At 43.6% G+C, this 20425-nt stretch carries 22 protein-coding genes; 15 read left to right on the top strand and 7 right to left on the bottom strand.

What is annotated here, in order from left to right; translation table 11 throughout:
* The first annotated feature begins 186 nt into the window (after nt 1-186).
* The 4 genes from FM037_RS23090 (at nt 187) to FM037_RS23075 (ending at nt 3097) form a co-directional block, all read left to right on the top strand.
* Nucleotides 187-978, top strand: a complete 792-nt coding sequence (locus FM037_RS23090; protein ID WP_144047934.1) for a TerC family protein — start codon at nt 187-189, stop codon at nt 976-978.
* A gap of 244 nt (nt 979-1222) precedes the next feature.
* Nucleotides 1223-1612: a ribosome recycling factor family protein gene (locus FM037_RS23085; protein WP_144047933.1), complete on the top strand. Its 390-nt coding sequence runs from the start codon at nt 1223-1225 to the stop codon at nt 1610-1612.
* A 160-nt stretch (nt 1613-1772) separates the two neighbouring features.
* On the top strand, nt 1773-2003 hold the full coding sequence (locus FM037_RS23080; protein ID WP_144047932.1) for a hypothetical protein: 231 nt from the start codon (nt 1773-1775) through the stop codon (nt 2001-2003).
* Between the two features lie 212 nt (nt 2004-2215).
* On the top strand, nt 2216-3097 hold the full coding sequence (locus tag FM037_RS23075) for a DMT family transporter (RefSeq protein WP_227992751.1): 882 nt from the start codon (nt 2216-2218) through the stop codon (nt 3095-3097).
* An 89-nt stretch (nt 3098-3186) separates the two neighbouring features.
* Here FM037_RS23075 and FM037_RS23070 read toward each other — a convergent pair whose 3' ends face one another.
* A complete protein-coding gene (locus FM037_RS23070; protein ID WP_144047931.1) occupies nt 3187-3450 on the bottom strand; it encodes a hypothetical protein in 264 nt (87 codons plus the stop codon).
* A gap of 282 nt (nt 3451-3732) precedes the next feature.
* On the opposite strand from FM037_RS23070, the gene FM037_RS23065 reads away from it, so the two are divergent.
* Nucleotides 3733-4656: a hypothetical protein gene (locus FM037_RS23065; RefSeq protein WP_221937442.1), complete on the top strand. Its 924-nt coding sequence runs from the start codon at nt 3733-3735 to the stop codon at nt 4654-4656.
* A 1033-nt stretch (nt 4657-5689) separates the two neighbouring features.
* Here the strand turns inward: FM037_RS23065 and cspE are convergent.
* On the bottom strand, nt 5690-5902 hold the full coding sequence (gene cspE, locus FM037_RS23055; RefSeq protein WP_005497134.1) for a transcription antiterminator/RNA stability regulator CspE: 213 nt from the start codon (nt 5900-5902) through the stop codon (nt 5690-5692).
* Between the two features lie 609 nt (nt 5903-6511).
* On the opposite strand from cspE, the gene FM037_RS23050 reads away from it, so the two are divergent.
* Together FM037_RS23050 and FM037_RS29765 are read left to right on the top strand one after the other, a co-directional pair.
* Nucleotides 6512-7351 (top strand): DUF4382 domain-containing protein, encoded by an 840-nt coding sequence (locus tag FM037_RS23050; RefSeq protein ID WP_227992750.1) that lies wholly within the window; start codon nt 6512-6514, stop codon nt 7349-7351.
* A gap of 58 nt (nt 7352-7409) precedes the next feature.
* Entirely contained in the window at nt 7410-7610 is a 201-nt protein-coding gene (locus tag FM037_RS29765; RefSeq protein WP_229380992.1) for a hypothetical protein, read from the top strand.
* 18 nt (nt 7611-7628) lie between these two features.
* Here the strand turns inward: FM037_RS29765 and FM037_RS23045 are convergent, their stop codons facing one another.
* The 3 genes from FM037_RS23045 to argR all read right to left on the bottom strand — a co-directional run bounded on the left by FM037_RS23045 (nt 7629) and on the right by argR (nt 11024).
* The gene (locus FM037_RS23045) at nt 7629-9302 is read right to left on the bottom strand and encodes a methyl-accepting chemotaxis protein (protein WP_185976888.1); all 1674 of its coding nucleotides are present in this window, start codon (nt 9300-9302) and stop codon (nt 7629-7631) included.
* Nucleotides 9303-9790: 488 nt separating this feature from the next.
* Nucleotides 9791-10258 (bottom strand): cupin domain-containing protein, encoded by a 468-nt coding sequence (locus tag FM037_RS23040; protein WP_227992748.1) that lies wholly within the window; start codon nt 10256-10258, stop codon nt 9791-9793.
* A 295-nt stretch (nt 10259-10553) separates the two neighbouring features.
* On the bottom strand, nt 10554-11024 hold the full coding sequence (gene argR / locus FM037_RS23035; RefSeq protein WP_144047929.1) for a transcriptional regulator ArgR: 471 nt from the start codon (nt 11022-11024) through the stop codon (nt 10554-10556).
* 359 nt (nt 11025-11383) lie between these two features.
* On the opposite strand from argR, the gene mdh reads away from it, so the two are divergent.
* Complete coding sequence (gene mdh / locus FM037_RS23030) at nt 11384-12319, top strand: malate dehydrogenase (RefSeq protein WP_144047928.1); 936 nt, start codon at nt 11384-11386, stop codon at nt 12317-12319.
* Nucleotides 12320-12497: 178 nt separating this feature from the next.
* Here the strand turns inward: mdh and ispB are convergent, their stop codons facing one another.
* Entirely contained in the window at nt 12498-13469 is a 972-nt protein-coding gene (ispB, locus tag FM037_RS23025; protein WP_144047927.1) for an octaprenyl diphosphate synthase, read from the bottom strand.
* Between the two features lie 276 nt (nt 13470-13745).
* On the opposite strand from ispB, the gene rplU reads away from it, so the two are divergent.
* The 7 genes from rplU to FM037_RS22990 all read left to right on the top strand — a co-directional run bounded on the left by rplU (nt 13746) and on the right by FM037_RS22990 (nt 17938).
* Nucleotides 13746-14057 carry a 50S ribosomal protein L21 gene (rplU, locus tag FM037_RS23020; protein WP_005497144.1) on the top strand — a complete coding sequence of 104 codons (312 nt, stop codon included), beginning with the start codon at nt 13746-13748 and terminating at the stop codon, nt 14055-14057.
* 15 nt (nt 14058-14072) lie between these two features.
* A complete protein-coding gene (rpmA, locus tag FM037_RS23015) occupies nt 14073-14327 on the top strand; it encodes a 50S ribosomal protein L27 (protein WP_077752966.1) in 255 nt (84 codons plus the stop codon).
* Nucleotides 14328-14465: 138 nt separating this feature from the next.
* Nucleotides 14466-15629, top strand: a complete 1164-nt coding sequence (gene cgtA / locus FM037_RS23010; RefSeq protein ID WP_144047926.1) for an Obg family GTPase CgtA — start codon at nt 14466-14468, stop codon at nt 15627-15629.
* Nucleotides 15630-15691: 62 nt separating this feature from the next.
* Nucleotides 15692-16453 carry a threonine/serine exporter family protein gene (locus FM037_RS23005; RefSeq protein ID WP_144047925.1) on the top strand — a complete coding sequence of 254 codons (762 nt, stop codon included), beginning with the start codon at nt 15692-15694 and terminating at the stop codon, nt 16451-16453.
* A complete protein-coding gene (locus FM037_RS23000) occupies nt 16453-16932 on the top strand; it encodes a threonine/serine exporter family protein (protein WP_152829616.1) in 480 nt (159 codons plus the stop codon). Before FM037_RS23005 ends, FM037_RS23000 begins: the two co-directional genes overlap by 1 nt.
* Nucleotides 16933-16964: 32 nt before the next feature.
* A complete protein-coding gene (gene folA, locus FM037_RS22995; RefSeq protein ID WP_144047924.1) occupies nt 16965-17447 on the top strand; it encodes a type 3 dihydrofolate reductase in 483 nt (160 codons plus the stop codon).
* A gap of 101 nt (nt 17448-17548) precedes the next feature.
* Nucleotides 17549-17938 (top strand): DUF3718 domain-containing protein, encoded by a 390-nt coding sequence (locus FM037_RS22990; protein ID WP_144047923.1) that lies wholly within the window; start codon nt 17549-17551, stop codon nt 17936-17938.
* A 335-nt stretch (nt 17939-18273) separates the two neighbouring features.
* On the opposite strand, the gene FM037_RS22985 is transcribed toward FM037_RS22990, so the two are convergent.
* Entirely contained in the window at nt 18274-20301 is a 2028-nt protein-coding gene (locus FM037_RS22985; protein WP_144047922.1) for a methyl-accepting chemotaxis protein, read from the bottom strand.
* Between the last annotated feature and the right edge of the window lie 124 nt (nt 20302-20425).

Below are 20425 nucleotides of genomic sequence, written 5' to 3'. Positions count from 1 at the left end.
GCTGCGATTTGTGTATAAGATGCTATAAAGCGTATAACTGAATGGATTTGCTCTATTGTCAGGTGCGAATATTGATGTTCTAATTTCAGCACATCAATTACTTATAGGTTTTAAAATTAAAATGGATGACCCACGAAGTCGACTGACACTGTTATTAAGCTGTCTTTACATGGAGCTTAAATCATAATGTTAGAACTCTTCTTATTGCCTGAAACTTGGATTATATTTGCAACATTATTTGCGTTGGAAATAGTCTTAGGCGTCGATAATCTGGTATTTATTTCGGTGCTTTGTGAGCGCCTACCGCACGAAAAGCGCAAGTTGGCGCGAAACTTAGGTATCTCTTTAGCCGTTATTTCTCGTATCGGCCTGGTTTTCTCAATTTCCTGGATAATGACACTCACTAAGCCGCTATTTTCAATTGCTGACATGGCTTTTACCGGTAGCGATTTAATTCTGATATTTGGTGGTCTATTTTTACTACTCAAAAGCTTAAAGGAGCTTTGGTCTTGGTTAATTAGTCATACTGAAGTGAATCAATCTAATTATGCTAAAACAGGCTTAGTCGTCATTTTATTGCAGATTATCGCAGTCGATGCGGTGTTTTCGATGGATTCAGTGATCACTGCTGTGGGGCTAACAAGTGAAGTGCCTATTATGGTTGCGGCCATCTTATCTTCTGCGGTAGTGATGGTTTTGATTGCCGGTAAGATCACTCAGCTGATTTTAGTTTATCCAGGCCTTAAAACCTTGGCATTACTGTTCTTGGTGTTATTAGGTGGGCTCTTGATAGTGGAAGGTTTTGGTTTGCATGTTAATAAAGGTTATGTCTATTTTGCGATGGCATTTGGTTTAATCACTGAGCTTTGCCATGTTCTATTAAAGAAGAAGCAGAGAAAGCCATTGCTGATTAAGAGCAAGCTTAAGGCTAGGTTTAAACGTAAAGCTATGAATGTGAATAATATAATAGAAGCCTAATTACAGGCGATGCTATTGTAGAAGGAGTGGTTAAGACCACTCCTTTTTATTGTCATTACTTAAACATTAACAGGTAGCAGTATCATCACAGTGAAATTAGGGGGGACTTTTCGTCAGAAAGAGTGTGATAATAGTATGTAAGCTTGATATTAGTCAATTGCTTAAGTCGTGCTCCACTCTATGGTGTGAGAATGTTTTGGCTCAAAGTTAACCTCCTCAAATAAACCATGAACAAAGTGCACCTATGAATGAAGACATCCTCATCTCACTTCCCTCCCTTATTCATCGAATAGGAAGGGAAGAAGTTAAACAAGCCAAAGACATTGCATTGCAATATCACTGCGAGCTTAAGCGTGTGCGTCGTTCTAGAAATTGGGCTGTCTCTGGTGAAGCTATCAAGATTCAATCGTATTCAGCAGGATTGAAAACGGAAAATGGTGGTGGTTTTCGTTATCTTATTCAAAAGATTGAAACAGCTTTACTTGATCATACAGACAAGCTAGAACCTTTAGAGACAAAGCTCGCTCGTATGATTACTTTCAACCCCAACATCACCTTGGCAGAATTGATACACATAACCGATTGCACCACGGCTGAAGCCAGAACAGCACGCTTCCATGCCGACTCTTGGTAATTCCATACTTCAACTTTATAACTTAACGTTGCCACCCACGCTCGTTAGCGGGCTAGTTCCCATTTAGCTGCGACTCTTCTTTTGATCTTAATCAAAGCGAAATAAGGCTGATTGGTTCAATATATTAGTCGAACATGGTGCTGATAAAGGTGGGTCAATAGTGACAGATGATAAGCTGATTTTAATCCTAAAAAGCAGTATCACTGTTGGTATTTGTTTAATTTTGCTTGGAATATACTTGCATAATTTCAACGAGATGATCGAAACTATGGGCGTAACAGGCATCATGATTAGTGCTATGTGTGTGGCCTTCGGCATGGCGTTGTCTTTACCAACCAAAATGTACCTGACCTTTATTCTGGTTACAGGGGAAACTGAAAAGCATCAGTAGTAAATCAATTCTAGTTTTTATTGTGAACCTGCCTGTAGTTATACCAGCAAAGGTAGGCTAAGATCGGCTCGATATTAGAGAGAGCGACCTCGCAATCGCGTGTGGTTGCTTTTTGTTTTTCAGTACAGAACTTGAGCCTGATCTGAGTCTGTATTATTTCGCTTGATGCATGCTGGGAGGTTCACCCTGCAGTGTGATTATAAGCTGGAACAATGAGAAGAGAGTCGTTGATGCGTGCAGAGTTGTACCTATTTATAGCCACCTTACTGGCTGCACTAGGTTGGATTGCGTCTAAGTTAGTGGTTTTGGAGATGCCTGGTGAGGCGTTTATTGCGATAAGGTTCCTGCTTGCCAGTCTGGTTTTACTACCGTTCTGCTATAAGCATGTCGTGAAGTTAAGACTTAAGCAGGTTCTCTTGGCCTGTGGTGTCGGTGTCTTTCTTGGGCTTGCATTGCAAGTTTGGGTCTATGCCGTGTCCATTAGCAGCAGCCTGTCTGAAGGGGCGTTTATCATGAGCTTAGCTATGATCATTGCCCCAGTGACCTCATGGATGCTTTTCCAAGTAAAACCGAACAAAGCATTTTGGTTAGCCTTACCTGTAAGTATGATGGGGATGATGTTGCTGACGTTAGGCAATGGCTGGCAAGTCGATACCAGCCAACTCTATTTTCTGCTTGCAGCGGTACTTCTTTCTATTCACTTTGTGCTGAATAAGAAAATTAGCAACCAAATCACTCCGTTAGTTTCAATATGCTTGCAGCTATTTACGGTAGGTATTGTGGGTGTAGGTTATGTTGGCTTTACTCAAGATTATGCTTTTGAATTTAGTAGTAACTTAATATTCTGGTTTGTTATTTCTACTATTTTGGCGACTTCAATACGTTATTTGCTACAAACTATGGGGCAATATTCTGTAAAGATGGAAACTGCAGCTTTAATCATGATTTTAGAGCCAATATGGACCATGATGCTGAGTGTCACTATGTTGGATGAGACGCTGGAATTACAAAAGGCGCTGGGTGGCAGTGTGATTTTCCTGTCACTGTTTCTCTATATTAAGCTCTCCAGGCGATATGCTTTAATGGCGAAGTGACAAAAGTACATCATTTTAGGTTTATAAGGCGTCAGCACTCAGTTGATGGCGCCTATTTTATATTTAACCTACTGACTCTATCGTTAGTATTACTGCTGGGTTTGGCCTGTCGCCGTGCAGTAAAGGGTTCCTGAATACTGATCAAAGCTGATTCTGGTTTTGATAGCAGTTATATCTGAATATTGTGCTCTAAGTTGATTAGAGGCATTAGCGCAGACTTGATTATGGTCTGCAGGCACACCTTGGGATGCCGTTACAGATACAGTGCGCCACCAATCACTGGCTGTTGCAACACCTGCAACTAGTGTCGATGCGCACAAAATGCTTGCTGCGATTAATGTTGATGTTTTCATTTTGTTATTCCTTTAAATTACCGAGTTCTATAGTTTTTATAAATAGTTACTCCTAAAGGTACTCCATTATCCTCTAGCGCCAATTAACTTACCCGTTGAATGACAGCGTTGTCAATAGTGTGTGTGAATAATAAGTGACGAACAATGAGAAGGGGCTTTATAAGTTAATAATGCTCTGAAATTTTATTTAATTTTTTATTAAATGCTTTTTCGTCATTAAGTGTAATACTTATCCGTGAACTAATCTGATAGGTTAATCATTCACAAAGGAAGGAACATTAAATGGAATTAAAAAAATATACTGACGGCGTAGCTGGATGGCAGGGTGGCTTCGCCGAATCAAACCCAGATTTTGCTTACCCAACACCTAATCTCACTTCATTGCCTATGCTAGATAACATGGCAAATATCGATCTTCTTCAGCGTCAGCAAGCAGTACAATGGCCTGAATTTAGTTGGGAGACAGACAAGGGCGCTGCCGATCCTAAGCGCTGTTTTCAAATGTTCGCTCCCGATATTTCCAGATTGGGTTATACGGATGCAGGAAGAGTTTACTCTATCATCTGTCCTCAGCAAGGTATCAGCTCACCATCTCTAGGCACTTTGAATGTCGAAGTCACGGTTACTGGACAAAGAGGCTGGGTCGATGAGACAAATCGGGAGCTAGCAGCCGATTTGAGTGTTGTAGGCAAGATCTGGTTTAGTCCCAGTGCGATGCAAAACCCAATCGTTAAGTTGTTATGGGACCACTTTGAAAAGAGTAAGCAGCCCTTTCCCTCTGATAAATCTAAGGCGATAGTTGTTTACACCCACAAGGTCGATGAGCATGAACAGCCGGTTTTTCCTCTAATGAAGGGTGAAAGTACTGGTTTTGATATTCCGGATTTTGCCAAGCACCCACAAGCCTGGTCTGTTGGAAGTCTGGGAGTGCAAATTGGCTCTAATATAAAGACCGGATATCCGGTTGTCGATGCGTTCAATAGCTTGATCATGGATGTGTTTAACTTGGGAGCCGGTAACATGTTACAACTCGGTAATGTGCTGACCTGGAATGTCTGGTTTACCCAGCCTGAGTTAGTTAATACCGAAGAATGGCGAACTCATGCACAGAGGTGGCGCGAATCCATAGATGCGGACCATGGCTCCCCGATGGAGCGGGCACAGAAGCTAAGTACTTTGATGGCACGCCTTTCAAAGCCGATTTAGACTTTATTAAAGAACAGGAGAAGATAAAAGTTGATGAGTTCTTGAGTCATATCGATGGTGATATCAAGGATGGAATTATCGAATTAATGAAAGATATTTAAATTGAAACTAAATGGATGGCATTGTTATTTTTCTCGTACTGAAAGGCAGCATAAAGCGTGTTTAAAGTGTCATAGTTTAATCACTATGGCGAGATAACTGTAGCGTAAATGATTATGCCATCCACAGATGATTTTACCTAGACGGATTACCTAGGACATTAATTAAAAATATAAAATTAAATACAGTAGGTTTATCACCTAAGGTCTAACAGCATAGAAGCTATCGCAGTGATTCGGATTGAGATACTGTGATAGCCACTGCTCTCGATTGGTTCTAACACTCATAATGTGGGCGGAACTGTTAGTCTGGTCGGTTAATCGAAGTGATAGCTGTTCACAGGCGTGAATCGTTTTCAATAAAACAGATTCATGGTGCTAGAAGGAAATCCAAAAGTTACCGATAAGCTGATTTTCACTATTAATGATCTTACCCTGGCAGGTTTCATCACAATAGGACAAGTCTATATTTCTGTTGTCTATATTACCTTTCATTAAAATATGACGTAGTAATACATCACTATTTAACTGATGGATTAGTGCGTTCCAAGAAATTTTACCTTTAAAAATATTGAAGTTTACTGTCATTGATTACCTTTTTGTTTATTGGGGAGGGAGCCGCTGGCTTGCTTGGTGTTGAACCAATATTGATACCTAAATCGTGTCTGAGCTACTGCGCATGATATTTTTTGGCTTGCTTTTTTATAAGCAGGATCAATGCACTAGAAGTACAAACTTAAAATTAGCCTTAAGCTTTAAATATTTATAGTTATGTAACGAACTGAATGATAAACGTAACGACATATACAAAGAAGCAGATGATTGGAATGTTAATGTTTTCGCAGATACGGTATAAACTTGTATTAAAATAGAATTGAAAATTGCTTTAAATATGACGTAAATGGTCATAAAACCATTTACGTCAACTTACAAAGTTAAAGCGCAACTACGTTAGCTGCTTGAAGGCCTTTTTGACCTTGCTCTACTTCGAAAGATACTTTCTGGCCTTCAGCTAAAGTCTTGAAGCCGTCAGAAGTGATTGAACGGAAGTGAACGAATACGTCAGCGCCGCCATTGTCTTGAGTAATGAAACCAAAACCTTTCTCTTCGTTAAACCATTTTACTAGACCAGTTGTTGAATTAGACATGATGTGTCCCTTATAGTTAAATTCATAAAAAATATCGCAGTATGCGATGTGCTGAAATTGAATTATTGAATGTGACGATGAAGATAAGGGAAACTGAGGATAACAACAATAACGAAGAAATCTAAGGTTAACTTTTTACTTATTTTATCACTAATAACTCTAAACAGCTGAGCGAGGCAAATACTACCTTATAATCAAAAATTGTACAGAGTTATTTTTAATTTTTTCATTTGGAGTACCGAAAAAGTAATTAGCAGTGCTGGCCAAGATTGCATCTAAATGATGGGGTGAGTTTTAGAATATATTCTCATCACAAAGAATGAGAAAAGATCGATTAATTATAATATTGATTTAAATCAATTTCTTACTGTTTAATTTGTTCTTTATGCAATATCGAGGCTGTGCCACTCATATTCGATATCGGTCACTATTTGCTTATGAGCTAGTTTACGCTTAGCCACAAGTTTAATGAAACCGTTGTTTTTATGTTCAACCTGTGATCTCGGTCTACTTTTCATATTGTTTGTTTTGAACTTGGACGACCCTTATGATCGATGGTACCTATATAGCAGTGTTATTAGGGAAAGCGCGATGGATGGTGGGGACCCTATGAAAGCATACAAAACTGCAATACTCTTATTTGCATCGCTGTTGATTACGGCATGTGGAGATGACAATCTTGATACTGCCTCATCACTTGAGCCCGTCCCTGAATCATCTAATGGTCAGTTTTCGTTAGCTGTTTCTGACTCTCCAATGGCTGGGATTTCTCATGTTGTCATGGTAATGAGTGAACTTGTTATGACTGGCTCGTCTGGTGATGTTCATAGGTACGACTTAGGGGGAATGACATTCAACCTTCTTGACTATCAGGGGGCAAACAGCCACATGGTCGTTTCAGATATTGAATTACCAGAGGGGCACTACCAGGATGTTCATATCAATGTCGTTGAGGGTGACGGTAACCCAGGTTGCTATGTGGAAAACGGCCAAGGTCGCCATGGTTTACATATTACCTATGGTCACTTACCTGTCGAAGACTTTGAAATTGTCGCTGGTCAACATCACTCTATGACGTTAGAGATCGATCTATATCGTGGCCTCTCACATGAGCAAGGTGAGTATCAGCTTCATCATGACGGCATGTGGTCGGTAGACAACCGTTATATGGGACATCTGCTTGGAGAGATCGACGCTCAGTGGATTGCTGATTGTGAAGCGGCTCATGCAGATGAAGCACCTATCGGCGGCCAATTCAGCCATTTAGCTTACCTATATCTAAATAATGTCACCCGTTTGGAACATATGGCAGATATGGCAGATATGGGGGCAACCCCGCCAGATAACATGACAGCTCCGTTAGCGGTTACTCGTATGATGCAAGACAGTGATGGTAATTGGTTTTTCAATGGGCTAGCTGCCAGAAGGAGATTACCGAATTGGCTATAGCTGCTTAGGCCATGTTGATGACCCTATATCTGATAACTTCAGCAGTGGTGATTTTCAAATGTTTAAGGACGCTGGCTCTATCAGTGTCGAATCTGCTAGTGCCGGAGGACAGAAAATGTTCACGTGTGTGGTAACGGTAATGGCGGACATCATGGCGGAGGGAGTGGAGGGACATAACGATAAGCTCTATATAGCTGAACTATTATGGCTCCTTGAATCTGTTTTACAAAAGGCTGTCGTTTGGGCCATGATGCACTAGCGCCTAACTGCACACTGTTCAGCGTCCCTGTTGAAACTGCTTCACCATCTCTTCTAGTTCGCCACTCATCTTCGATAAGCTTAGACCCGCTTGGGAATGTTTTTCGGCGCCCGTAGCTAACTCGATAGACATAGTGTGGATCTTGGTAATATTCTGATCTACATCCTGAGAAACCGCACTCTGCTCATCGGCGGCAGAGGCTATTTGAACATTCATTTGGTGAATGGAGTCTATGGCCTCGGCTATCTTGGTCAGTGCGACCCCCGAGCGGGTGGAGTATTCCACCGCTGCCTGAGACTGCTCACGGCTTTGCTCCATGACTGCTACAGCTTTACTCGATCCTGTTTGAAGTTTATCTATTATGGCATTGATTTCTTGGGTAGATTGCTGAGTTCGACCGGCCAAGGTGCGTACTTCGTCGGCCACAACGGCAAAACCTCGTCCTTGCTCTCCAGCCCGAGCGGCCTCGATAGCGGCATTTAATGCCAGTAAATTAGTCTGCTCGGCAATACCCTTGATCACATCCAGAACTGTGGTGATGGCTGAACTCTGTTGATCGACCTCTGCAATTGCCTGCACCGAAAGATCTATCTGTTTAGCTAACTCATCTATCTGTATCACAGCCTGTTGCACGATCTGAGCACCATCATTGGTCTGCTTATTGGCCTCGGTGGTGGAGTCGGCCGTATGAGCCAGATTCGAGGCGACCTCTTGAGATGTCACGGTTAATTGATTCATGGCGGTGGCGACGATCTCGGTCTCTTTGCGTTGCTCATTGATAACTCGACTGGTTTGTTGAGAGACATCGGCGAGCTGCTCCGATGCGGCCGAAAGCTGTGCCGTAGTATCTGAAATGTGATTGATCATATTGACCAGACGAAGGCGCATCTCATTCATGGCTGTTAACAGCTCTCCTATTTCATCCTTGCTGGTGACTTCAATTTGGTGGTTGATGTCTCCCTCTGCCATATTGGTTGCTTGCTTGATCCCGTTAATGACCATGTTGGTAGTGATCCAACTGGTTATTAGACCTATGATAATACTGGCGCCAGCCAGTAAGCTTAACACCCAGATAGCCTGGTGTTCATAGTCCTCAGCATGTCGGGCGCTGGCTTCGGTAAACCTACCCAGTTCATGTAATAATGTTTTCAGTTCCTCATCGAGTTGATCTTCTTCGTGTTCAACTTTTTGGGCCATTATCTCTGCTTCATGTAGCTTGCCCGTCTGTAGTAGTACAAATACCTGATGCACATGTTCGACAAAACCTTTGTGCTCGACCTCAATTTGCTTTAACGCCGTGAGCACCGACTTAAACTCGGTGTAAACGGCCGGTGTTGCTCCTTCCATGGCCGTGCTCGCCATGGCCTCGGCTTCGAGGATTTCGGCTTCTATTTTAGGTGTGATGGCATCGAAATGATGAATTGCCGTGTTAAAATGCCCTCGGTTATCTGGCTCCTGCTTCATAGTGGTGCCGAAATGCAGGCTTCGTTCGAATTGAATAGCCTGTTCAAGCTGATGGGTGGTGATGGCGGCGAGCTTCTGCGTGAGCGGAATATCTATTTCGGCCACACTCTCTAATTCTCTGCCTATCTGGTTCATGCTGTAGATTGCGTAGCCGGAGCTGAGAATTAACAGGCCAATAACTATGGCAGTATTGCCAAGCAATCTTGCCTTGAGGGATAGATTGAGCATGACAATATCCTTTTATATGATGTGGCCGAGGTAGCTCGCTTGTACCTGTTAGCCTGTGAGAGTCGGTGTTAAACCAAGATAGGCTTGGACTATTTTTCCTTGAGTATAGACACATACTAAATAAAGCTCACTTATTGACCCTGCTGAAGGTGTGAATTTGATACTCAATTTTCGTTGGGGCTAGGAAACCATATTTACTGTTAATCAACTTGAGAGTGGGATAGTGCAATTAAGACTGCTGCGAAAGGTATGACTCAAGCGTGCTGATTTTCTTTATGTTTGGGGGCTGTAATACTGCAGTTCGTCGACAAGCGGATCTCGGCCATGGCCAAGGCAAGTTTGCCTGTGGTGTCTTGTTTAAATTCCGGGGTTGAGCACTTAGGGGGATAGTCACCAGAGCCAAAGGTGACAGAGGTTTAAAACCGAAACACATTAAGTGATCGGCATTAAACTCTTAGATGTGTTTTTTATAGTGTGGATGAACCCGATCACTCTTGGGTATCTGCATCCCAGTAATTGGTTGGACGTTTGGCATAGATCTCATCGACTGCCCGGACCAAGACCTTGTTATTTTCCGGATAGACCACCACGTCGTGCTTATCCCGGTTGCCTATGACCAGAAATACAAACTCCTTGTCTGAATCATTTCTGAGGGTGTGAGCTATGGCTGTATCGGCATTGAAGCAGATATAGTCGCCTTTTTTAAAGGGATGAGGCTCGCCATCTATGAGCAAAGTGGCTTCGCCTTCTAAGGCGTAAAGGTGCTCCTCTTCCTTGGTGTGATAGTGAGCTACGGTTGATAATTTCCCTGGGGCGAGGCGCTCCATGGTCACACCTATTTTTTCGCATCCTGCAGCATCGCCGATATGTTTCTGTTGGCTGGTATATTGTTCTGAATGTTGCCAGGACTCCCAACAAACATCATCGACTTTAATTATTTTATTTATTGTCATCATACATCCTTAGCCCGAAGCTGCCACTCTACTATAGTCTGACTAACTCTCGCACGAATTAAAGTGTGATTCAATATATTGAATATCTTCTGCGGTTAATTATATTTACTGTGAGCAAAAGACAGGTATTCGAGCATTGAGGGATCTGTCAATCTGGGGGAGGGTGAGTTAGTTGTGCACGGGGTGTGTTTATTTTTAATAATGAAATGAAAAGAGACGCCATAAGCGTCTCTTTTTCTATGATGGAATTCATGGTCTTCCGAGGCCTGGAATCTCACATTTTCCTTCGGGAACTTGCTTAATCCGTGTAGTTAAACAGAGATTTAACCGTATTCAAGGTCCTGCTTATCTCGTCTATATCAGCTGGTGTAATGAAGATGGTATCATCGCCGGCAATGGTGCCCAAAATGCCCTCTGGCTTACCTATAGAGTCCAGCAAGCGTGCAATTAGCTGGGCCGCTCCGGGACTTGTTCTGACGACTATCATGGCTTGGTTATGATCAACATCCAGTACCAGGTTCTTTAGCGGGCTCCCGGCTGTGGGAACACCCAGTTCAGCGGGTAAGCAGTAGACCATCTCCTGCTTGGCATTTCGGGTTCGCACCGCACCAAACTTGCTCAGCATTCTGGAGACTTTCGACTGATTGATGTTGCTGTAGCCTTCGGCTTGAAGGGCGATAACAATTTCACTTTGGGAGCCAAAACGCTCCTCTTTCAAAATCGACTTAAAGGTCTTAACAAGTTCGTCTTGATTTTTATTTGCTTGCATAGTTTTTGTGTTCTTTTATTCAAAAATCTTCTCTATTTTGAATATTTCAGGCTTTTTTGTCAACAAATACCCGAGTAAATTGAATAAAAATGCAAGTTATCAAGGGGGAGATTTGTTATCTAGTATAATATAGCCGGAGTTGGGCTAAGCTGTAGAGCGGAAGTCGATCGGTTTAGCTCGGATCGTGCAGGTTAATGCCTGTATAGCTCACCATTTTAGACGTTTTCTTGATGGCAATTAGAAATTAAATCTAATCAAGACTAAGGGATAATTGAAATTTATTCATTATTCCAGTAATGTTGCGCCATCTGGAAAGATAGATCTATATCACAAATATCCAAGAATTGACGGAGATAACTATGAAAGTTGCTGTACTTGGTGCCGCTGGTGGTATTGGCCAGGCTCTTGCCTTATTACTAAAAACGCAATTGCCAGCCGGTTCAAAAATATCCCTTTATGATATTGCTCCTGTAACACCTGGTGTTGCGGTCGATTTAAGCCATATCCCGACAGCAGTCGAAGTTAAAGGCTTTGCCGGTCAAGATCCATCTGCTGCACTGGAAGGTGCCGATGTGGTGCTTATTTCTGCTGGTGTTGCACGTAAGCCGGGCATGGATCGTTCAGATCTGTTTAACATCAACGCAGGTATCGTGAGAAACCTGATGGAGAAATGTGCCGTAACTTGTCCAAAAGCCTTGATTGGTATTATCACTAACCCAGTCAACACGACAGTCGCCATCGCCGCTGAGGTGTTAAAAGCTGCCGGTGTTTATGACAAGAATCGTTTATTCGGTATAACTACACTGGACGTTATTCGTTCTGAGACCTTTATCGCCGAAGCGAAAGGACTAGACGTTGCCGATGTTAAAGTAAGTGTTATCGGTGGCCACAGTGGTGTGACGATTCTTCCACTACTGTCTCAGGTAGAAGGCGTAAGCTTTACAGATGAAGAAGTTGCCGCAATGACGACTCGTATCCAGAATGCGGGTACCGAAGTGGTTGAAGCTAAAGCCGGTGGCGGCAGCGCGACACTCTCTATGGGCCAGGCTGCATGTCGCTTCGGTCTATCTTTGGTTCGTGGTCTTCAGGGTGAAGAGAATGTTGTTGAGTGTGCCTATGTCGATGGTGGCAGTGAGCATGCAGCATTCTTCGCTCAGCCAATTCTATTGGGTAAGAACGGCGTAGAAAAAGTACTGGCTTACGGTGACGTGAGTGAGTTCGAAGCTAATGCTCGTGATGCTATGCTAGATACATTAAAAGCAGATATCACTTTAGGTGTCGAATTTGTTAAGTAAGCTTATTTGGCGTTAAACCTAATAAAAAAGGAGCTCTAGGGCTCCTTTTTTGATCGCTCATTTTAGCTAAGATGATTCAGGTTCTGATTGTCTAAAACCGTGTTCTATAGTAAACAGAATCTTATATCAAACTGCACTAGGGCCTATCGTATTAAAGATAACTTCCCGCTAATCGATTCTAGTGGCTTCTCTCAACCGCAATTTTAGCCAGAGAGATGAGGGCTTGCTTGTAATTGCTATCAGGAATGCAAGCTAACGCTTCTATGGCCTTATCAGACTCTTCTAAGGCTCTATTTAAGGTATATTCCAATGCACCACAGTTTTTTAGGGCTGTGAGGATCTCTTCGATGTTCTGAGTTCCATCACCGAGTTCGACGGCCTTACGAATTAATGCTTGTTCTTTCTCGGTACCATTAGCTATCGCATAAATAAGCGGTAGGGTAGGTTTTCCCTCTGCAAGGTCATCGCCTATGTTCTTACCTAACTCTTCGGTATCGGCCGTATAGTCGAGTAGATCATCGGTTAACTGGAATGCGGTGCCTAAGTACTTACCGTAATTCGCCAGTGCAGTCTGTATTTCTATAGGGCTGTCTGCCAGCACGCCAGCGAGTCGAGTCGCGGCTTCAAACAGTTTGGCAGTCTTACAATAGATAACCCGCATATAGCTTGCTTCACTGGTGTCAGGATCGTTACAGTTCATTAACTGCAGCACTTCCCCTTCAGCCAGTACGTTGGTTGCGTCGGCAAGCATCTCTAATACCTTCATGCTGCCTAATTCAGTCATCATCTGGAATGAACGAGTGTAAAGGAAGTCACCGACTAACACGCTGGCACTGTTACCAAACAGGGCATTGGCCGTCTCTCTTCCTCTACGTAGCATGGACTCGTCTACTACATCATCATGTAGAAGCGATGCGGTATGAATAAACTCAATGATAGCGGCTAGCTTAAGATGAGCCTCTCCTTGGTAGTCAATCGCACGAGCTGCCAAAATGGAGAGTAATGGACGCATGCGTTTACCGCCACCATTAATAATGTAGAAGCCTAACTGATTGATCAGGGCAACATCAGATTCCAGTTGTGCATATATAAGCTTGTTGACGTCTTGCATGTCGCTATCAGCTAACTGACGGATGGCGTTCAAATCCATAAATAGGCTCTGGTTTCGTGGGGTCGAAAAGTATCTGCCGACCCAAAATTAATGCTTAATGTTATAATCATGGGATTCTACCTAAAAAAGCGCCATAAGACAGCACTTGAGGTAAATTGTGTGGGTAATTCCGATCTTTTTTTATTCTTTAGTGATTAGGGCTTGTCAGCTTACGCTTCTTAGCGTAAAATCCGCCACCATTGTCATTAAAGCTTTTATAACACCCCCGTCTCAACAAATTGAGCAGGCGTGTTAGAATACCGGAGTAAAATAGCTATGTACGCTGTTTTTCAAAGTGGTGGTAAGCAGCATCGTGTTGCTGAAGGCCATACATTACGTCTAGAAAAATTAGAAGTCGCTACAGGCGATACTGTTGAATTTGACCAAGTTCTTTTGGTTGCCGACGGTGAGACTGTACACATTGGTGCACCTTTAGTCGAAGGTGGAAAGGTTGTTGCTGAAGTTATCAGCCACGGTCGTCACGATAAAGTTACTATCGTTAAGTTCCGTCGTCGTAAGCATCACGACAAAAAAATGGGCCACCGTCAGTGGTTCACCGAAGTTAAAATTACAGCTATCAACGCTTAATTAGGAGTCTAACTCATGGCACATAAAAAAGCTGGCGGTTCTACTCGTAACGGCCGCGATTCAGAAAGTAAACGTCTTGGTGTAAAGCGTTTTGGTGGTGAATCAGTTCTTGCTGGTAACATCATCGTTCGTCAACGTGGTACTAAATTCCACGCTGGTGTTAACGTAGGTATTGGTCGTGACCATACTCTATTCGCTTTGACTGACGGTAAAGTTAAGTTCGAAGTTAAAGGTCCTAAGAGCCGTAAGTTCATTAGCATCGAAGGCTAATCTTTAGCTTCGGCTAAGATTGCTTATGAAAGCCCCGCCTTTGGTGGGGCTTTATTGTTTTAGATATTTAAGAATTGTTTTGGCGACCCCAAGCAGAAACGAGTATAATTCGTTTAATCTGTGGTGCCAGGAGTAGATATGAAGTTTGTCGATGAAGCTGTGATCAGAGTTGAAGCTGGTGATGGTGGTAGTGGTTGCGTTAGTTTCAGACGCGAAAAATATGTACCCGATGGTGGCCCAGATGGCGGCGATGGTGGTGATGGTGGTGATGTTTATCTGCAAGCAGATGAAAGCTTCAACACATTAATCGATTTCCAGTTTGAGCGCTTTCATCGCGCTGAGCGTGGAAAAAATGGTCGTGGACGTGATTGTACTGGTCATGGTGGTGAAGACTTGGTGCTTAAAGTACCTGTTGGAACTCGAGCTATCGATGAAGAGACTCAAGAGTCTCTCGGTGATCTGACTGCTCACGGCAAGAAAATGTTAGTTGCCAAAGGTGGTTTCCACGGTCTGGGTAATACTCGCTTCAAGAGTAGTACTAACCGAGCGCCAAGGCAGAAAACTTTGGGCACACCAGGCGAAGTACGTAGTCTTAAACTTGAGCTTATGTTGTTAGCCGATGTGGGTCTGTTAGGCATGCCTAATGCGGGTAAGTCGACCTTTATTCGTTCTGTCTCCAAAGCTAGACCTAAGGTGGCCGACTATCCGTTTACCACGCTTGTGCCTAACTTAGGGGTTGTTAATCCCAGACATGGTCAGAGTTTCGTGATTGCCGATATTCCTGGTCTGATCGAAGGTGCTGCCGATGGTGCCGGACTTGGTGTTCGTTTCTTGAAACACTTAGAACGTTGTCGTGTGCTGCTTCACCTTATTGACATTGAGCCTATCGATGGCAGCGACCCTGTTGAGTCGGCGCGTGCAATTGTTGGTGAACTCGAGAAGCACTCTCCCGAGCTTGCCGGCAAGCCTAGATGGTTGGTGATCAATAAGATAGATCTGCTGCTTGAAGAAGAGCTAAAAGAACGTGTTGCCCACATAGTGAAAGAGCTTAAGTGGGAGGGTGAAGTCTTCACCATCTCGGCTTATAATCGTGAAGGTACAGAAGCTTTAAGCCTCAAGCTTATCGATTTCATTGACGCCCTTCCTGCAGAAGAGGTGGTCGATAAAGATCAAGAAGTTGAATTTAAGTGGGATAACTATCATAAAGATAGTGATGAGCTAAATGAAAACTTCGTTAGTGATGACTTAGATGACGATTTCGATGACGACGATTACGATGTCAAAGTGATCTATCAAAGGTAAGTCTTTACTGCTTTTAGTGTAAATCGGAGCACCATTTTGAGTTTATATTCTTCGGGATTGATGTGTACGCAGATACTCAAAATGAAATAACCCGGCAAGTTGTCCGGGTTGCTCAACTCCTACTAGCCTATGGCGCTGATTCTGAACTGGTTGAAGAGATCAGTCAGCGCTTGGGCTATGCATTGGGTCTCGCCAGTGTCGAAATATCGATCTCTTCAAACTCCCTAGTATTAACCAGCCTAGTCCATGGTCGCTGTATCACTACCACGCGACGCACCCGTGAGCATGGTATTAATATGACCATTATCTGTGAACTGCAGAGAATCTGTTTACTCACTGAGAAAGGCATATATGGCCTTAATGAAGTCAGGAAACGGGTTTCCCGTATTCAGCCTCGAACCTACCCCAAACGTTACCTAGTGCCTATGATTGGCTTGTCATGCGCAAGCTTCTGTCATCTGTTCGGTGGTGATCTTGCCGCATCGATACTGACATTTTGTGCGTCTTCGGTGGGCATGTTTGTCAGGCTTTCTATTGCTAAACATCATTACAATTTATTGATAAACTTTGCCGTAACGGCTTTCGTGATAACGTTAATTGCCCAGCTTGGCTATCAAATCCCCTTTACTGAAACCCCAAAACTGCCAATGGCTGCGAGTGTGCTTATGTTAGTACCAGGATTTCCCATGATCAATTCGATTTCCGATATGGTTAAGGGTCATCTTAATGTCGGTATTTCAAGATGGGGGCACGCGACACTATTGACCGTCTCGTCAGTGATAGGTATCACGATGGCGATGCAACTCGGTGGGTTATTTCTCTGATGGAACAAATCATTGAACTCGTTTTGTCTTTGCTTAATGATGCGCTGTTTTCGGCGATACCAGCTATAGGTTTCGCCATGGTATTTAATGTCCCCAAACGATTCCTTCCCTATTGTGCGTTAGCGGGAGCTATAGGCCACAGTAGCAGAACCTTATTACTTCATATCGGTTTGCCCATAGAGTGGGCGACATTTGCGGCAGCGGGTCTTGTGGGACTTATCACGATAGGCTTTGCCAAACGTCATCAGGCACCGCCTCTCATGTACGCGGTCGCAGCGATTATTCCTATGATACCTGGAACCTATGCGTTCAATACCGTTATCGCTCTGGTTCAGCTGACGGCACAATCTGAGATCAGTCCAGAACTCACATCTCAGGTGATCAGTAATGGCTTAAAAACTGTGTTTATTCTTGGTGCCTTATCGGTAGGCTTAGCCATGCCTGGTTTGCTCTACTTTAGAAGTCGACCCATCATTTAATTTTACTGGGTCACAGATCCCTGGAGAGATATATGAAAATCGCCATGATAGCTGCGATGGCTAATAATCGTGTCATTGGAAAAGATAATAAGATGCCTTGGCACCTTCCTGAAGACCTCAAGCACTTCAAGGCCATAACCTTAGGTAAGCCAATTGTCATGGGGCGTAAGACCTATGAATCCATAGGTCGCGCGCTTCCTGGAAGGCTAAATATAGTCATTAGCCGTCAAGAAGGATTGAGCATAGCAGGAGTGACCTGTGTGACCTCGTTTGAAAGCGCAGTTGCAGCGGCTGGAGGATGTGAAGAACTGGTGGTGATAGGTGGTGGACAGCTTTATGCCTCTCTTTTAAGCCAAGCCGATAAACTCTATCTCACAGAGATCAATCTAGATGTCGATGGTGATACTCATTTTCCCCGATGGGATGATGGTTCCTGGGAGCGGATCAGCCAAGAAACATCAATAAATGATAAAGGTTTAGAATATAGCTTTATCAACTTGGTAAAAAAATGTTAAATTACCGTCAGCGTTATGTTTCAGGTTTAGGGTGGGGCATATAAAATTTTGATTGTTTGATGCTCTACAGTATAAAAATAAATAATAAGAGGGAGTATCAGATGCGTCTGTTACCTACAAGCATTGCTGCAATTATCGCCGCATCAGCATTTTCTATGCCAGTACAAGCCAATTCAGATCAACTTGCTGCGAATATCTGTAATTATGTCCAAACAAATGATAAGAACCGTTTACGCAAAAAGTTAAAAGAAAATCGCGTAAAGCTGCGTAATATCTATTCGGGTGTGACATGTGATGGAAGCAGTTTACTGCGAACTGCAATGAACAGTGGTTCGGATAAAGTGGGCACTTTTATCGCTAAACGCCTTTCTGTATCAGATCTTACGGCTGCGGAAGCGGATGGTAAGACAATTACAGATTGGGCCGAGGCTAATGGCCACGGTGCTAGTGCCATCACGGCAGCGATAAAAGAGAGAGCTTCAGGCGGTTAATCAGTTTTCATTATAAAGCTTCTACAAAAATGCCGGATACTCAAGTATCCGGCATTTTTTTAGTTCTAGAACCTAGAATCTAGAATCTAGGAACTAGGAACTAGCTTTTAGACTTTAAAGTCTCTTACCGATGCTTGCAGTTCTTCGGCAAGCTGAGCCACTTGATGACTTGGTTATAGTCGCCCGGCTGTTCTAGCCCCGACTGTTCTAGCCTTTAAAACCTAAACTTTGAACTCTCTTACCGATGCTTGCAGTTCTTCGGCCAGTTGAGCCACTTGATGACTTGGTTATAGTCGCCCAGCTGTTCTAGCCCCGGCTGTTCTAGCCTTTAAATCCTAAACTTTGAACTCTCTTACCGATGCTTGCAGTTCTTCGGCCAGTTGAGCCACTTGATGACTGGATTGAGCCGTCTGTTCGGCCCCCGTCGACGTCTCTTCTGAGATGGCGGCGATATGTTCGAGTTTCTCTGACACCTGTTGGCTGACTAAGTTCTGCTCTTGTGCTGCATTGGCAATATGAGTACCTGAGTCATGTGCCTTGTGAACGGCTTCACTGATACTTTCTAATGCCATGTTAGCCTGCTCAGTTTTCTCTACACAGGAGTTTGCCTGAGTGCGTCCCTGCTCCATTACGGCAACAGCTTCTTGAGCGCCTTCTTGCAGGACTTGAATCATTTGCTGGATCTCTTGGGTCGAGTCCTGCGTTCTCGATGCCAGGCTGCGTACTTCATCGGCAACGACGGCAAAGCCTCGTCCCTGCTCACCTGCACGCGCAGCCTCAATGGCGGCATTGAGTGCTAATAGGTTGGTCTGCTCGGCGATGCCACGAATCACATCGAGAATCGAACCAATAGAAGCACTATCGGAATGCAACTTATTGATGACAACGCCCGCTTTGGCGACATCATCGGCCAAAGCCAAGATAGTCTCTTTATTCTCGTCGGCAATGGCGCGCATATGTTGCGCTTCGTCATCGGCTTGCTTAATTTGAATTAGGGCATCATCGGCGCTTCTATTGACCTGCTCAGCACTCGAGCTCAACTGAGTCGTCGCCGTGGCAACTTGATCTACTTGGCTCTTCTGCTCCTGGATTCCCGCGGTGGTTTGGGCCGTAATTGCTGAGGTTTCTTCTGCTGCGGCTGCAAGTTGATTCGAGCGGTCCAGTATCCCTTGGATAAGGTCTCTTAAGCTATCCACCAGGCGATTACAGTTGCGAGATAGTTCGGCAAACTCATCATGGCCCGAATCATCTAATTTGTGAGTCAGATCACCGGAAGCTAAAATCTTGAGTGCGTTGTTGACTTTATCCAGTGAGCGTTTTAAAGGTGTGATCACTGCGATACTGATAACGATGGCAACGACTATCGCGAAGATGATCAGTATTAAGGTGTTTAAGCTCGCTGCATCGATATCATCGATAGCACTCTGGCTCACGCTACTCGAGACGGATTCAACTTTATCGGTTAAGCCCTTCATGCTCTCATTGACGCCTTGAGCATCTTTTTCTACTTGAGCTAACATCTGAGCTGCAGAAGCATGGAAATTAAGCTGGCGTCCCTTCATGGCTTGTATAGAGCCACTGCCTTCGAGCAAGTTAAATACTTTACTCGCTTCTTCATTGATGTCGTTTAACAGAGTGTCGTCGATAACGCCCTCCCAGTGACGGGTGACATATTCGAGTTTGCTTCTGGCCTCACTGACGATGTAATCCAGTTCTTTGGAGATGGTTTGGTGCTCTTGCTTAGTTTCACTATTAATCAGATCGTAGCTAGTGCTGACTATGCCGCTGAAGCTGTTATCTATATTGCCCGCAGTGGCTGCAATCTCTTGTTCAGTAGGATCTTCGCTCATCTCAAGATCGATGAGATCGAGCAGCAATGAAGCTGTGTCATCAGCCGCAACTTCCAGATCTTCTAACTTAATGATTAGCTTTTCCTGAGTCACTAAGGAGTTCTCACGGGTCTTAATCATTTTTTCGCCATTGGAAATGAAGTTTTGATAACTTTGGCGTAAATTTGAAATCGTACCCGAAAAGTCTGCGCGATCTTGTTGGCCGACAATTCTGGATAGTTGAGCTAATTCGGAACTAAACTCTTCATCTAATGCCGAGAATTGATTGGATATTTGGGGAAGAGCTTGGGATTGCTTAGTATGATATGCAACTAAGATCTGTTTCTCTTGTTGAGCAATGCTATGTAAGAGACTACCGCTAGATTCCAGTGCCGGAATGCTGACCTCTTGTAAAACTTGGGTGCTGGTTTTCAATTTACTATTAGTCAATAGTGAGGCTGTGCCTAATCCAACTAACAGTAAGGTAACGATACTAAACCCGCCGATGACTCGGGTAGCGACATTCATTTTCATAGGGTTCTCCGATTATTATTATATTTTATTGTAACAATTAAGTTACTTTTCCCTAGTAAAAAGCTCTTTAAAATTCAAGGGTTGGCAGAAGATAAGTGTTTCCACTCTTGTTATATCGGCCAAC

Origin of the sequence: Shewanella psychropiezotolerans (genome assembly GCF_007197555.1) — a bacterium.
Taxonomy (GTDB): Bacteria; Pseudomonadota; Gammaproteobacteria; order Enterobacterales; family Shewanellaceae; genus Shewanella; species Shewanella psychropiezotolerans.
This window is presented reverse-complemented; position numbering and strand designations above follow the sequence as displayed.